Genomic DNA, 13,441 nt, shown 5'->3' on the forward strand with positions numbered 1-13,441 from the left:
ATGTTTCTCCTCTTCTTCCTATTAAACATGCAACATCATTTCCTTCTATATCTACTTTGATTAAGTTGTTTTCTTGAGTAACATTAACACTTGCATCTACATTTGCATTCTTAAGTATGTTTTCTATAAAACTTTTTGCTATATCAGTTTCTTTTTCGATAACTGTTATTTTGTAAATACCATCTTTGGCCCCTATTAGACCTAAGAATCCTTTAGTTGGATTTTCTAAAACTTCAACTTCAATATCTTCGGCACTTACTTTTAGTTGTTCTAAAGCTTTAGCTATAGCATCTTGTTCTGTTTTACTTTTTAATTGTAGGCTTCTTTTCATTTATTACTTCCTCCTTAGAGTTAGCCAGTTTAGCTTTTAGAGGATTCATTATTAAATAGTGTTGCGCTATTGAGAATACGTTACTTACTGTCCAGTAAAGTGTAAGACCCGCTGGGAACATGAATCCCCAATAAAGCGACATCCCCGCCATAACATATGTCATAACCTTCATTGAACCTTGTTGTTGATCTTTTGGCATCATAATCTTTTGCATTAAAAATGCACTCGCCCCTGAGAATATTGCTAATATATAATCTGGCTTTGTTAAACTTTGCATCCATAAGAATCCACTGTCAGCATTCGTAAATGCCGCTTGACTTGCGAAAACACCGTATTGAACAGGTTCTCTTAAAACACTAAATAATCCTATTAATATAGGCATTTGTATTAATAGTGGTAAACATCCTGCTAATGGATTTATTTTTGCTTCTTGGTACAGCTTCATTATTTCTTGTTGTTGTTTTTCTGGTTTATTCTTATATTTTTCTTGTATTTCTTGCATTCTTGGTTGTATATCTTGCATTGCTTTTGTTGACTTAGTTTGTTTGATTGTAAGTGGTAATAATAGTACCTTTACAAAAACTGTAAATAGTATTATAGAAACCCCATATTGATTAGTAAAATCAAATATGAATTTCAAAATACTCCCTAAAAAATTACTGATAATGCCCACTTCTTGTACCTCCTAAAGTAACTTAATGTTTTATTTTAGAGGATCATATCCTCCAGGATGAAAAGGATGACATTTTAGTATTCTTCTTATACTTAGGTAAAAGCCCTTGAATAATCCGTATTTCTTAAATGCCTCTATTGAATACTGTGAACATGTTGGATAAAATCTGCATGTAGGTCCTTTTAAAGGAGATATATATTTTTGATAAATTTTAACTAGACAAATACATATTTTCGCTAAATACCTATTAATTTCCTTCAATATATTATTTTTTTTATTCAAATTGAAGACCTCCACATATACCACACTATACTTTTCTACATCAAAATATCTGCTTTTTTAGCCAAAGTATTTATTGATTTCTCTATATCTTTAAAAGTAGCATCTTTGCTTGGCATTCTAGCAATAAATACTATATCGTATCCACTTTTCACTTTGCTATCAATATCCAATCTATATACTTCTTTTATTAATCTTCTTATTCTATTTCGTGTAATCGCTTTTCCTACTTTTTTAGAAATTGATATTCCTACTCTACTTGAGTCTGATTTATTCTTCAGTATATACATTACTAAATATCTGTTTGCAATAGATTTGCCGTGTTTATATACTTTTCTAAAATCAGAGTCTTTTTTTAAACCTTTAGTTTCATTAAAGTCCATATCATTAACCCCTCCATAAACACAGCTTATTATTAGAAAATTTTACACAAAAAGGCCACTTTGAAAGCGGCCTTTTTTTAATTAATGAGTTAATCTATTTCTTCCTTTAGCTCTTCTTCTTCTTAACACGTTTCTTCCGTTAGACGTTTTCATTCTCTTTCTGAAACCATGTTCTTTCTTTCTTTGTCTCTTTTTTGGTTGATAAGTTCTTTTCATTTATTGCACCGCCTTTCAGATTTGTTTTTCCGTTTATAAAAATAATAACTTTACCCTCAAAGTAAACATAACATATACAATTATAAATGCTTTTATATTAGTTGTCAACGGCTTTTTGGACTAGCTAAATCACATTCTTCCTTATCTAAAACATCCTTTATATATAGTAATTAAGGACCTATATTTTATATCATCAATTTATACATTATTAATAGTTATTTTTTTCGTAAAAAATCGGAAATATGTTAAATTTATAAATTTTATCAACAACCACTTAGTATTGTGGATAAATTACTCATTAAATATTGAAATATGGCATATATTCTGATATTATTAATATACTTGTTGATAATGTTCATAAAATTTATTAACTTATTAAATTTATTCACAAGCTGTGGATATAAATGTGTATAACTTCTAATGAGTATGATAATACTCTACATTATAAGCTATACTTTTATATATTGATACTATTTATAACTTTATATACATATTGTTTATATCTTTTTATTTTTTTAGGATAATTTAGGTTATTATTATATTATCCACATCTTTGTCCATAACTTTAGTTATTTTGTCAAATATACATTTTTTACTTTGTTTTTGTTAATAACTTTGTGGAAGATGTTAATTATTCTGTTCGGAGGTTTATAATTATGGATATAGTTTCTTTATGGGACAAAACACTACAATTAATTAAAGGTGAGTTATCTCCACCTAGTTTTAACGCTTTTTTTAAGCAAATCGTACCTTTAAAAATCTATTTAAACGATGTAATACTTTTAGTACCTAATGATTTCACTAAAAGTATATTAGAAGATAGATATTTAAATCTTATAGAAAGTTCAGTAAATCAGCTATCATTAAAAAAATATAATGTTAAATTCGTTTTGAGTGAAAAAGAAGTTGAGGGCTTAGGTGAAGAAATTAATATTTCGTCTATAAAAAAGAGCTATCCTAATTTAAATCCAAAATATACTTTTGACACATTTGTAATCGGAAATAGTAATAGATTTGCCCATGCTGCATGTGTTGCAGTTGCTGAATCACCAGCTAGAGCCTACAATCCTCTATTCTTATATGGAGGTGTTGGATTAGGAAAAACACATTTAATGCATGCTATAGGACATCATATCGTTAACCAAAAGAAAAATCCAACGGTTGTTTACGTTTCATCTGAAAAATTTACAAATGAACTTATAAACTCTATAAAAGATGATAAAAACGAAGAATTTAGAAATAAATACAGAAATGTAGACATACTATTGATAGATGATATCCAATTTATTGCTGGAAAAGAAAGAACTCAAGAAGAATTCTTCCATACTTTCAATACATTACATGAAGCTAATAAGCAAATAATCATCTCTAGTGATAGACCTCCAAAAGAGATTCCTACTCTAGAAGATAGATTAAGATCAAGGTTTGAAATGGGACTTATAACAGATATACAAGCTCCTGATTTCGAAACTAGAATAGCAATACTTAGAAAAAAAGCTCAAATGGAGAATATAGAAGTACCAAATGAGGTAATGACTTATATTGCTAAGAATATTAAATCTAATATAAGAGAATTAGAAGGTGCTTTGACTCGTGTAGTTGCATATTCTTCTCTTACAAATAGAACAATATCTTTTGAATTAGCAACTGAAGCTTTAAAAGATATTATAACTACTTCTAAAAATGAAGAGATTACTGTAAATAGAATAAAAGAAAAAGTTTCTTCTGTTCTTAATATAAAGATGGAAGACTTTAATTCAAAGAAAAGAACGAGATCTATTGCTTATCCAAGGCAAATAGCTATGTATTTATCTCGTGAGCTAACAGATTTATCACTTCCTAAGATAGGTGAAGAGTTTGGTGGAAGAGATCATACTACGGTTATACATGCTCATGATAAAGTAGCTCGTGAAATAGAAGCTAATGAAGAGATTAAAATTAAAATAGACAAAATAATCTCGGATTTAAAGGGATAATTTATACACATTTGTCTGTTAATATCACCTTGATAAGATGTGTATATTTTTTTACTAATAATTTATACACATTTTATTCCAAAAAAAATAACAAAGATATTAACATTTTATAAACATGTTGATATCTTTGCCTTTATTGGGCTGTATATGGTTATACACATTATCAACAGCACCTACTACTATTACTACTATTTTTTTTATTTATTTTTTTATATAAATGCAATAAGGAGGTTATCCACATTGAAGATAATTTGCAACCAAAAACTTTTAGCTCATAAAATAGGTATTACTCAAAAAGCTATAAACTCAAAAACAACTTTAGACTTACTAAAAGGTATATTATTATCAGCTAAAGATGATCAGTTAAAATTAACAGGATATGATTTAGAAATAGGTATAGAAACTTATACACAAGCTGAAGTAATAGAAGAAGGTGACATAGTAGTTAATGCTAGATTATTTGGGGATATAATTAGAAAGTTACCAGATTCATTTGTTGAGATAGAAAGTGATTCGGAAAATAATATATATATTAATTGCTTAAATTCTAGATTTAAGATAAAAGGAGATTCTGCTAAAGAATATCCTAGATTACCAGAGGTTAATGATAATGATTTATACAATATACCTCAAGACTTATTAAAAAATATGATAAAGCAAACAGTATTTGCTATATCTCAAGATCAAACAAAACCTATATTAATGGGTGAATTGCTAGAAATAAACGATGGAAATATAAGTTTAGTTGCAATAGATGGGTATAGATTAGCAGTTAGAAGCTGCAACGTTGAAAACATAAGAAATAACACAAAGCTTATTATACCTGGAAAAACTCTTAATGATGTAAACAGCTTATTATCATCAGAAGAAGAAGTAAAAATAGGATTTGACGATAAAAATGCGATATTCATAATAGAGGACACAAAAATAATTACTAGACTTCTTGAAGGAGAATTCATAGACTATAAGAAATTATTACCTAGAGAACATAATTCAAGAGTAAAGTTAAATACGAAAGATCTTTTAAATAGTATTGAAAGAGCTTCTTTACTTTCTCAATCAGAGAAAAATAATCTTATAAAGCTATCTATAAGAGATAATACAATGGCTATAACTTCTAATACTGATAGAGGTAATGTATATGAAGAAATTTCGTTAGAATTAGAAGGAGATTATTTAGATATAGCGTTTAACTCTAGATATTTCTTAGAGGGTCTAAAAAATATAGATAGTGAAGAAATATTTATCGAATTTACAACAAATATCAACCCATGCATAATTAAACCTGCAGATGGTGTAAAATATACTTATTTATTACTACCTGTAAGAATATCATCAAACATATAGAAATGACAGAAAACCCAACTAGCATAAAGTTGGGTTTTTATTAGCATTTTTATGGTATAATATATTTTTAATGAATTAATTGGAATAATAACTAATAGAGGAAATAGGAGGATTCAATATGATTGAAATAACTATAGATTCAGAATATATAAAACTAGATCAATTTCTTAAATTTGTTGATATAGCTTCAACTGGTGGACATGCTAAGTTCTTAATACAAGAAGGATTAGTAAAAGTAAATGGAGAAATAGAATTAAGAAGAGGCAAAAAAATAAGAACTGGCGATGTAGTGGAAGTAGAAGGAAACACAATAAAAGTAGTATAAATGAGGAGCGTCTTTTATGCGACTAAGAAATCTGCAATTAGTTAATTTTAGAAATTACAATAACTTACATTTAGAATTTAATGAGAAAGTAAATCTACTTGTTGGTAAGAATGGCCAAGGAAAGACAAATATAGTAGAATCTATATATATGCTATCATTTGGAAAATCATTTAGAACTAACAAAGATAGAGAACTAATCAAATTTGATACTGAAAATCTGTATGTAGGCGGTAATTTTTCCAAGCATAATACTAATGGTCTAATAGAAGTTGCTATTGGAAAGAATAAAAAAGGTATTAAAGTAAATAAAATACACATTCAAAAAATACAAGAATTACTTGGAAATCTAAATGTTGTGATATTTTCGCCGGAGGATCTAAGGTTAGTAAAAGAAGGTCCAAAAGAGAGACGTGCTTTTATTGATAAAGAAATAAGTCAGATTATGCCAAAGTATTATAACTATCTTACTAGCTACAACAAAATTTTATTTCAAAAAAACAAACTACTAAAAAGTAATTATATAGATGAGGCATTATTAGATGTATATGATGAAAGTTTGGCCCAGTATGGTAGCTATATTTATATTCTAAGAAGAGATTTTATAAAAAAGATAGCCAATATATCTATAGAGTTGCATAAAAAGCTAACTAATAATATTGAAGACCTATCTATAACATATAAAAATCAAATAAATGTGAGCGATGAAGATACTGTGAGTACCATATATACTAGATTTTTAGAGAAGTTAGTATCGAGTAGAAAACATGATATAGAAACCAGAACAACTAGGTATGGAATACATAAGGATGATTTAAATATATTCATAAATGATCTAGATGTAAGGTTATATGGATCACAAGGTCAACAAAGGACTGCTTCAATTTCATTGAAGTTGTCAGAAATAGAGTTAATAAATAAAGAAGTAGGAGAGTATCCTGTCTTAATATTAGACGATGTATTTAGTGAATTAGATGAAACACGACAAAGACTTCTAGTTAGCAATTTGAGTGTTGTTCAGATGTTTATAACTACAGCTGAGATTTCACATAAAAATATATTTGATAAAGAAAATACTACTATTTTCAATATAGATAAAGGACAGGTTATTAACATAGAGAATGGAGGTAACTAGATGAAACAAGAATACGGTGCAAGTCAGATACAAGTATTAGAAGGATTAGAAGCCGTTAGAAAAAGACCTGGTATGTATATAGGTTCTACTGGTCCTAGAGGTTTACACCATTTAGTTTATGAGGTTGTAGATAACAGTATAGATGAAGCATTACAAGGTTATTGCTCTGAAATATATGTATCTATAAACGAAGATGGAAGTATAACTTGTAAAGATAACGGAAGGGGTATACCAGTAGAGGTACATCCAAAGACTGGAAAGTCAACATTAGAAACAGTTTTAACAGTTCTTCATGCAGGAGGAAAATTCGGTGGAGGAGGATACAAGGTATCTGGTGGTCTTCACGGAGTTGGGGTTTCTGTAGTTAATGCATTATCAAAGTGGTTAGTTGCTGAAGTATACAGAGACGGAAATATATATAGACAAACGTATGAGAAAGGTTTTGCAACATCATCACTTGATAAAGTTGGTGAGGCTAAACATACAGGTACAATGATTAGTTTTATGCCTGATGAGACAATATTTGATGAAGTAGAATTCAAATACGAAACTTTAGAGCATAGACTAAGAGAATTATCTTTCTTAAACAAAGGTATCAGAATAGTATTTGAAGATAAGAGAGAAGAAAGTACTAAGAAGAAAGAATTCCATTATACTGGTGGACTAGTAGAGTATGTAAAATACTTAAACAAAACTAGAACAGGTATACATGAAGAAATAATTTATATAGATAAAAAAGTAAAAGACTTTGTTGTAGAGATAGCAATGCAGTACACTGACGGTTATTCAGAGAACATATATTCTTTTGCTAACAATATAAGTACTCACGAAGGTGGATCTCACTTAGCTGGTTTCAAGGCGGCTATAACAAAAACAATAAATGAATATGCTAAGAGAAACAAGTTATTAAAAGATAGTGATCCTAACTTAATAGGAGAAGATATAAGAGAAGGTCTTACTGCTGTAGTATCTGTTAAGCTTCCTGAGCCTCAATTCGAAGGTCAAACGAAGACTAAATTAGGTAACACAGAGATGAGAGGTATAGTTGATGGTGTAACTGTAGAAGAACTAGGTTCTTTCTTAGAAGAAAACCCAACTACTGCTAGAATAATAGTTGATAAAGGTCTTAGAGCACAAAGAGCAAGAGAAGCTGCAAAGAGAGCAAGAGAATTAACTAGAAGAAAGAGTGTACTAGAAAGTACATCATTACCAGGGAAATTAGCTGACTGTGCTGAGAAAGATCCTTCAAAGAGTGAAATATTCTTAGTCGAAGGGGATTCTGCCGGTGGTTCTGCGAAGCAAGGTAGAGATAGACATAGCCAAGCAATATTACCATTAAGAGGTAAGATACTTAATGTTGAAAAATCAAGATTAGATAAAATATTATCTTCTGATGAAATAAAGAATATGATAACGGCATACGGATGTGGTGTAGGTAATGATTTTGATTTAGATAAAGCAAGATATCATAAAATAGTAATCATGACCGATGCCGATGTCGATGGAGCTCACATAAGAACACTATTATTAACGTTCTTCTTTAGATATATGAGACCTCTTATAGAAAATGGATATGTATATATTGCACAGCCACCTCTATACAAAGTTAAAAAACAAAAGAAAGAGCACTATGTTTATACTGAGACACAGTTAACTAACTTATTAGAAGAAATAGGAAGACAAGGCGTAGAGCTTCAAAGATATAAGGGACTTGGAGAGATGAACGCTGAGCAGTTATGGGATACTACTATGAACCCAGAAACTAGAACTTTATTACAAGTATCTATAGAAGATGCAGCAGTAGCAGATGAGGTATTCTCAATGCTAATGGGTGATAAAGTAGCTCCAAGAAAAGAATTTATAGAGACTAATGCGAAATACGTTAGAAACTTAGATATATAGGGAAGGAGATAGGTTTGATATGGAAGAAAATAACAGAATATTACCTATAGAAATAGCTGACGAGATGAAAACATCGTATATAGATTATGCGATGAGTGTTATAGCTGGTCGTGCTCTTCCTGATGTAAGAGACGGTCTAAAGCCTGTTCATAGAAGAATACTATATTCTATGAGTGAATTAAATTTAACGCCTGATAAACCATACAGAAAGTCTGCACGTATAGTTGGGGACGTTCTTGGTAAGTACCATCCACATGGTGATAGTGCCGTTTACTTAGCTATGGTTAGAATGGCACAAGATTTCTCAACTAGAGGACTATTAGTTGATGGACACGGTAACTTCGGGTCTGTAGATGGTGACTCACCAGCGGCAATGCGTTATACAGAAGCTAGAATGAGTAAGTTATCACTTGAATTATTAAGAGACATAGATAAAGAAACAGTTGATTTTGACCCAAACTTTGATGAATCTTTAAAAGAGCCTTCTGTATTACCGGCTAGATACCCAAATTTACTTGTAAATGGATCTAATGGTATAGCTGTTGGTATGGCAACATCAATACCTCCTCATAACTTAGGAGAGGTAATCGATGCGACTGTACACTTAATAGATAATCCAGAAAGTACAGTGGATGATTTAATTCAGTATGTACAAGGACCAGATTTCCCAACATCAGCAATAATAATGGGAAAAGAAAATATATCAGAAGCTTATAGAACTGGTAGAGGAAAAGTAAAAGTTAGAGCTAGAGCTTATATAGAAGAATTAGCTAAAGGAAAACAACAAATAATAGTTACTGAAATACCATACCAAGTAAATAAAGCTAAATTAGTTGAAAGAATAGCTGAATTAGTTAAGGAAAAGAAATTAGAAGGTATATCTGACTTAAGAGATGAAAGTAATAGAAATGGTATGAGAATAGTTATAGAGCTTAAGAGAGATGCTAATGCTAATATAGTATTAAATAATCTTTATAAGCATTCTCAAATGGAAGATACTTTTAGTATAATAATGCTTGCTTTAGTAAATAAGCAACCTAGAATATTAAATCTTAAGCAAATATTATATCACTATATAGAGCATCAAAAAGATGTAGTAACTAGAAGAACTAAGTTTGAATTAAATAAAGCTGAAGCTAGAGCTCATATATTAGAGGGGTTAAAAATAGCTTTAGATAATATAGATGCAGTTATAAGTTTAATAAGAGGATCTAAAACTACTCAAGAGGCTAAGGCTGGATTAATTGAGAAGTTTAAATTATCTGATATTCAAGCTCAGGCTATATTAGATATGAGGCTTCAAAGGCTTACTGGTTTAGAAAGAGATAAAATAGATGCTGAATATGACGAATTAATGAATAAAATAAACAAATTAAGAGAAATATTAGCAGATGAAAAATTACTTCTAAACGTAATTAAGAAAGAAATGCTTATAATTAGAGAGAATTATGCAGATGATAGAAGAACAGAGATAAGACATGCAGAAGGCGAAATTGATATGAGAGATCTAATAAATGATGAAGAGATAGCGATAACTCTTACTCACTTCGGATATATCAAGAGAGTTCCTGCAGATACTTATAAGAGTCAAAATAGAGGCGGAAGAGGAATCTCTGCTCTTACAACGAGAGAAGAAGACTTTGTAAAACACCTTGTAAGTACTACGACTCACAGTAGGCTACTATTCTTCACAAATAAAGGTAGAGTATTTAGATTAAATGCCTATGAAATACCTGAAGGTAAGAGACAAGCTAAGGGAACTGCTATAGTAAACTTACTTCAACTAGGACCGGATGAAAAGATAGCTACTCTGATTCCAATAGATGCACAAGGTGAAGATAAGTACTTATTATTTGCTACTAAGAACGGTATAGTTAAAAAGACTGAAAGAGAAGAATTTAAAAATATAAACAAATCTGGTCTTATAGCTATAGGTTTAAGAGAAGATGATGAACTTATAGATGTTAAACTTACTGATGGACGTAAGGATGTTCTTTTAGTAACTCAAGGAGGTATGTCTATAAGATTTGATGAAAATGACATAAGACATATGGGTAGAACTGCAATGGGTGTAAAAGGTATAAGTTTATCTAAAGAAGATAAAGTAGTATCTATGAGCCTATGCGATGAAGGAACTGATTTATTAGTAGTTAGTGAAAATGGATTTGGAAAAAGAACAGATATATCAGAGTACAGAAGTCAGATAAGAGCTGGAAAAGGTATAAAAACTTATAATATAGCTGAAAAGACTGGTAAAATTGTCGGAGCTGAAATGGTAAATGAAGATGATGAAATGATGATAATAAACTCTGATGGGGTATTAATCAGATTAAGAGTTAATGAAATTTCATTATTTGGTAGAGTTACAAGCGGTGTTAAGCTGATGAAGACTAATGATGAAGTAAATGTTGTTTCAATTGCTAAAATAAATATAGAAGAATAGGATAAATATCCTATTCTTTTTCACAATTTATTTATATTAGATTATAGAGAGGAGTACATAATATGAGTAAGAACAGAAGTAAATTTTTATTCTTTGGAGTAATAATAGGATTTATAGCTGGACTATTTCTAGCTCCGAAAAAAGGATCTGAACTAAGAAAAGACGCAAAAGACAAGTTTGACGAAGTAAAAGAGAATCCTAAAGATGTTCTACATGAAACATTCAATGATGTAAAAGAAAGAATAACTACTTTGATAGATGATAGCTCTGAATTTGATGATATAAAAATATCAGAAGAAGAAATAGTAATAAGTAAGAGTTTTGACGATGAGGGAGAAGTTAAATAATGAATGCTATTGGTTGGCAAATTGGGGCAGTATTATTTGGAAGTTCAGCGTTGATAGTAGGAATATATGTGGCAAGATTATTAAATAGTGCAACTAAAATAACTGATAAAGCTTATAAATTAGTAGACTATAATGAAAGACATATTCAAGATACTATCGAAAATGTAGCATCCATAACTGAAAGTGCAGATGATATATTAAGTGTAGCAGGTAAGGTAGCTTCAGTAGCTAGAATATTTAAATCTGTAAAAAGATAAATATAATAGGAGGTAGACAGATGGCAATAAATATAAACTCAAAATTAAATGATCAAATCAACGTTTGGGAAGTTAATCTAGCAGGAGAGCTAGATGTATCTACAGCAGAAAAATTAAAAGAACATTTACATGGATTAACAGATCAGGAAATAGTAGATATGAAAATAAATCTTGAAGAATTAGAATACATAGATTCAACTGGTTTAGGTGTTATGATTGGGGTATTAAAGAAATTAAGAGCAGATGGTAAAGAAATATACATAGTTAACCCTAGAAGTAATGTTAGAAAAATCTTTACTATAACAGGTCTAGATAAAATATTTAAAGTGGAGGGATAGACTTTGACTTGTGAAACTATAAAAATGGAAATTAGCTCAAATCCTGATTATGTAGGTATAATAAGACTTACTACATCTGGAATAGCTAATAAAATAGGTTTTTCAATAGATGATATAGAAGATATAAAGGTTGCTGTATCAGAAGCTTGTACGAATGCTATTAAGCATAGTGATGATGAAAAATTCAATATAACATTTAATATATTAGATAATGGATTGGACATAGAGATTAAAGATAATGGTTCTGGATATGATATTGATTCAGTACCAACACCAGATTTAGAAAATCCTAAAGAAAATGGACTAGGGTTATTTATAATCCAAGCTTTAATGGATGAAGTAAGTATCGAGTCAAAAGACAACAAGGGAACAATAATAAAAATGACTAAATATTTAGGAGTTGATCTTTAATGAAAAATGTAGCTAATGCTACAAACTATCTAGATATGGATACTAAAGATCTATTCAGATTATATAGTAAGGATAAGAATAGAGAGATTAGAAACGTTCTGATTGAAAGACATCTATATTTAGTAAACTTGCTAGCTAAGAAGTATATAAATAAGGGTGTTGATTTTGAAGATATTTATCAAGTCGCTTCATTAGCATTAATATATGCGATTGAAAGATATGATATCGAAAAAGGATTCGAATTCTCAAGTTTTGCAACCCCTACTATTGTGGGGGAAATCAAAAAATACTTTAGAGATAAGGTATGGACGCTTAGAGTACCAAGGAGAGTCCAGGAGTTAAGCAAAAAGATAAGTGAAGCTAAAGTATTCCTAGAGCAAAAGAATAAAAAGCACCCTAAGGTTAAAGATATTGCAGATCATATAGGTTGTAGCGAAGAAGATGTATTAGAAGCTATGGAAGCATCTTATGGATATCAGCCAATATCTTTAGATTCATCAAGCAATGACGATTCAGAAGACAAAGATATCACTCTTATAGACAAAATAGGTCAAGAAGAGAATAACTTCTCAAATATAGAAAATAAAGATTTTGTAAATAAATTTATGGAAAGCCTAAACGAACTAGAAGTAAAGATATTCAAAGACAGATTCTTTTTAGATAAAACTCAATCTATTATTGCAAAAGAGTTAGAGATATCTCAAATGACAGTCTCAAGGCTGGAACGAAAGATAATAGACAAGCTTAAAAAAGAGTACGAAAAGAATATGTAGAGACCTTTTTATAAAACTTTTTAAATTTATTTAAAAAGTTTTATAAAAAGTATTGACGCCCATAAATTAACATGGTATATTATTACTTGTCCAAGAGACACAAAACAAACAAAACAAACAAAACAAACAAAACAAACAAGATAAAAACAACGAAATAAAAAGTGTTGACAAGCTGAGTTGGCTTTGATATACTAAATGAGTTGGAAAAATGAACTTTGAAAATTAAACAGTAGGTTAATTTATAGAATTTGAAACAACCAAACAAACATAAAGCCAGATATATAACAGTATCTGAGCCCATGTCAAAA

Annotated in this window: 16 protein-coding genes; 11 read left to right on the top strand and 5 right to left on the bottom strand. The window is 29.8% G+C overall.

Annotated elements, in window-relative coordinates; all coding sequences use genetic code 11:
- The 5 genes from CHL78_RS17395 to rpmH all read right to left on the bottom strand — a co-directional run.
- Nucleotides 1-331, bottom strand: a 331-nt coding sequence (locus tag CHL78_RS17395; protein WP_199534104.1) for a Jag N-terminal domain-containing protein, incomplete at its 3' end; no start/stop codon positions are given.
- Nucleotides 303-1,004 carry a YidC/Oxa1 family membrane protein insertase gene (locus CHL78_RS17400; protein ID WP_094366913.1) on the bottom strand — a complete coding sequence of 234 codons (702 nt, stop codon included), beginning with the start codon at nt 1,002-1,004 and terminating at the stop codon, nt 303-305. The genes CHL78_RS17395 and CHL78_RS17400, both read right to left, overlap by 29 nt.
- 30 nt (nt 1,005-1,034) lie before the next feature.
- On the bottom strand, nt 1,035-1,286 hold the full coding sequence (yidD, locus tag CHL78_RS17405) for a membrane protein insertion efficiency factor YidD (protein ID WP_094366914.1): 252 nt from the start codon (nt 1,284-1,286) through the stop codon (nt 1,035-1,037).
- Nucleotides 1,287-1,321: 35 nt separating this feature from the next.
- On the bottom strand, nt 1,322-1,666 hold the full coding sequence (gene rnpA / locus CHL78_RS17410) for a ribonuclease P protein component (RefSeq protein ID WP_094366915.1): 345 nt from the start codon (nt 1,664-1,666) through the stop codon (nt 1,322-1,324).
- 81 nt (nt 1,667-1,747) lie between these two features.
- Nucleotides 1,748-1,882, bottom strand: a complete 135-nt coding sequence (gene rpmH / locus CHL78_RS17415; RefSeq protein ID WP_042277507.1) for a 50S ribosomal protein L34 — start codon at nt 1,880-1,882, stop codon at nt 1,748-1,750.
- A 656-nt stretch (nt 1,883-2,538) separates the two neighbouring features.
- Between rpmH and dnaA the strand changes: the two genes are divergently transcribed.
- The 11 genes from dnaA to CHL78_RS17470 all read left to right on the top strand — a co-directional run bounded on the left by dnaA (nt 2,539) and on the right by CHL78_RS17470 (nt 13,133).
- A complete protein-coding gene (gene dnaA, locus CHL78_RS17420) occupies nt 2,539-3,858 on the top strand; it encodes a chromosomal replication initiator protein DnaA (protein ID WP_094366916.1) in 1,320 nt (439 codons plus the stop codon).
- 240 nt (nt 3,859-4,098) lie between these two features.
- Nucleotides 4,099-5,205: a DNA polymerase III subunit beta gene (gene dnaN, locus CHL78_RS17425; protein WP_094366917.1), complete on the top strand. Its 1,107-nt coding sequence runs from the start codon at nt 4,099-4,101 to the stop codon at nt 5,203-5,205.
- 118 nt (nt 5,206-5,323) lie between these two features.
- Nucleotides 5,324-5,530: a S4 domain-containing protein YaaA gene (yaaA, locus tag CHL78_RS17430; protein ID WP_094366918.1), complete on the top strand. Its 207-nt coding sequence runs from the start codon at nt 5,324-5,326 to the stop codon at nt 5,528-5,530.
- 16 nt (nt 5,531-5,546) lie between these two features.
- Complete coding sequence (recF, locus tag CHL78_RS17435; protein ID WP_094366919.1) at nt 5,547-6,662, top strand: DNA replication/repair protein RecF; 1,116 nt, start codon at nt 5,547-5,549, stop codon at nt 6,660-6,662.
- Nucleotides 6,663-8,564, top strand: a complete 1,902-nt coding sequence (gyrB, locus tag CHL78_RS17440; RefSeq protein ID WP_094366920.1) for a DNA topoisomerase (ATP-hydrolyzing) subunit B — start codon at nt 6,663-6,665, stop codon at nt 8,562-8,564.
- A gap of 19 nt (nt 8,565-8,583) precedes the next feature.
- Nucleotides 8,584-11,007, top strand: coding sequence for a DNA gyrase subunit A (gyrA, locus tag CHL78_RS17445; RefSeq protein WP_094366921.1), 2,424 nt, complete (start codon nt 8,584-8,586; stop codon nt 11,005-11,007).
- A 62-nt stretch (nt 11,008-11,069) separates the two neighbouring features.
- On the top strand, nt 11,070-11,354 hold the full coding sequence (locus tag CHL78_RS17450; RefSeq protein WP_094366922.1) for a YtxH domain-containing protein: 285 nt from the start codon (nt 11,070-11,072) through the stop codon (nt 11,352-11,354).
- Complete coding sequence (locus CHL78_RS17455) at nt 11,354-11,611, top strand: hypothetical protein (RefSeq protein ID WP_094366923.1); 258 nt, start codon at nt 11,354-11,356, stop codon at nt 11,609-11,611. The genes CHL78_RS17450 and CHL78_RS17455 overlap by 1 nt, the downstream gene beginning before the upstream one ends.
- Before the next feature lie 20 nt (nt 11,612-11,631).
- Nucleotides 11,632-11,949 (top strand): STAS domain-containing protein, encoded by a 318-nt coding sequence (locus tag CHL78_RS17460; protein ID WP_094366924.1) that lies wholly within the window; start codon nt 11,632-11,634, stop codon nt 11,947-11,949.
- A 24-nt stretch (nt 11,950-11,973) separates the two neighbouring features.
- Nucleotides 11,974-12,360 carry an ATP-binding protein gene (locus CHL78_RS17465; RefSeq protein WP_199534106.1) on the top strand — a complete coding sequence of 129 codons (387 nt, stop codon included), beginning with the start codon at nt 11,974-11,976 and terminating at the stop codon, nt 12,358-12,360.
- Nucleotides 12,360-13,133 carry a SigB/SigF/SigG family RNA polymerase sigma factor gene (locus tag CHL78_RS17470; RefSeq protein ID WP_094366926.1) on the top strand — a complete coding sequence of 258 codons (774 nt, stop codon included), beginning with the start codon at nt 12,360-12,362 and terminating at the stop codon, nt 13,131-13,133. The genes CHL78_RS17465 and CHL78_RS17470 overlap by 1 nt, the downstream gene beginning before the upstream one ends.
- The last annotated feature ends 308 nt before the right edge of the window (nt 13,134-13,441 follow it).

It is taken from the genome of Romboutsia weinsteinii (assembly GCF_002250835.2).
Taxonomy (GTDB): Bacteria; Bacillota; Clostridia; order Peptostreptococcales; family Peptostreptococcaceae; genus Romboutsia_A; species Romboutsia_A weinsteinii.

Coding starts and splice junctions, on each gene's coding strand:
- CHL78_RS17465 (WP_199534106.1), top strand. CDS start 11,974: ATGGAAATTAGCTCAAATCCTGATTATGTAGGTATAATAAGACTTACT.
- recF (WP_094366919.1), top strand. CDS start 5,547: ATGCGACTAAGAAATCTGCAATTAGTTAATTTTAGAAATTACAATAAC.
- rpmH (WP_042277507.1), bottom strand. CDS start 1,882: ATGAAAAGAACTTATCAACCAAAAAAGAGACAAAGAAAGAAAGAACAT.
- CHL78_RS17450 (WP_094366922.1), top strand. CDS start 11,070: ATGAGTAAGAACAGAAGTAAATTTTTATTCTTTGGAGTAATAATAGGA.
- CHL78_RS17455 (WP_094366923.1), top strand. CDS start 11,354: ATGAATGCTATTGGTTGGCAAATTGGGGCAGTATTATTTGGAAGTTCA.
- yaaA (WP_094366918.1), top strand. CDS start 5,324: ATGATTGAAATAACTATAGATTCAGAATATATAAAACTAGATCAATTT.
- gyrA (WP_094366921.1), top strand. CDS start 8,584: ATGGAAGAAAATAACAGAATATTACCTATAGAAATAGCTGACGAGATG.
- CHL78_RS17470 (WP_094366926.1), top strand. CDS start 12,360: ATGAAAAATGTAGCTAATGCTACAAACTATCTAGATATGGATACTAAA.
- CHL78_RS17460 (WP_094366924.1), top strand. CDS start 11,632: ATGGCAATAAATATAAACTCAAAATTAAATGATCAAATCAACGTTTGG.
- gyrB (WP_094366920.1), top strand. CDS start 6,663: ATGAAACAAGAATACGGTGCAAGTCAGATACAAGTATTAGAAGGATTA.
- dnaA (WP_094366916.1), top strand. CDS start 2,539: ATGGATATAGTTTCTTTATGGGACAAAACACTACAATTAATTAAAGGT.
- rnpA (WP_094366915.1), bottom strand. CDS start 1,666: ATGGACTTTAATGAAACTAAAGGTTTAAAAAAAGACTCTGATTTTAGA.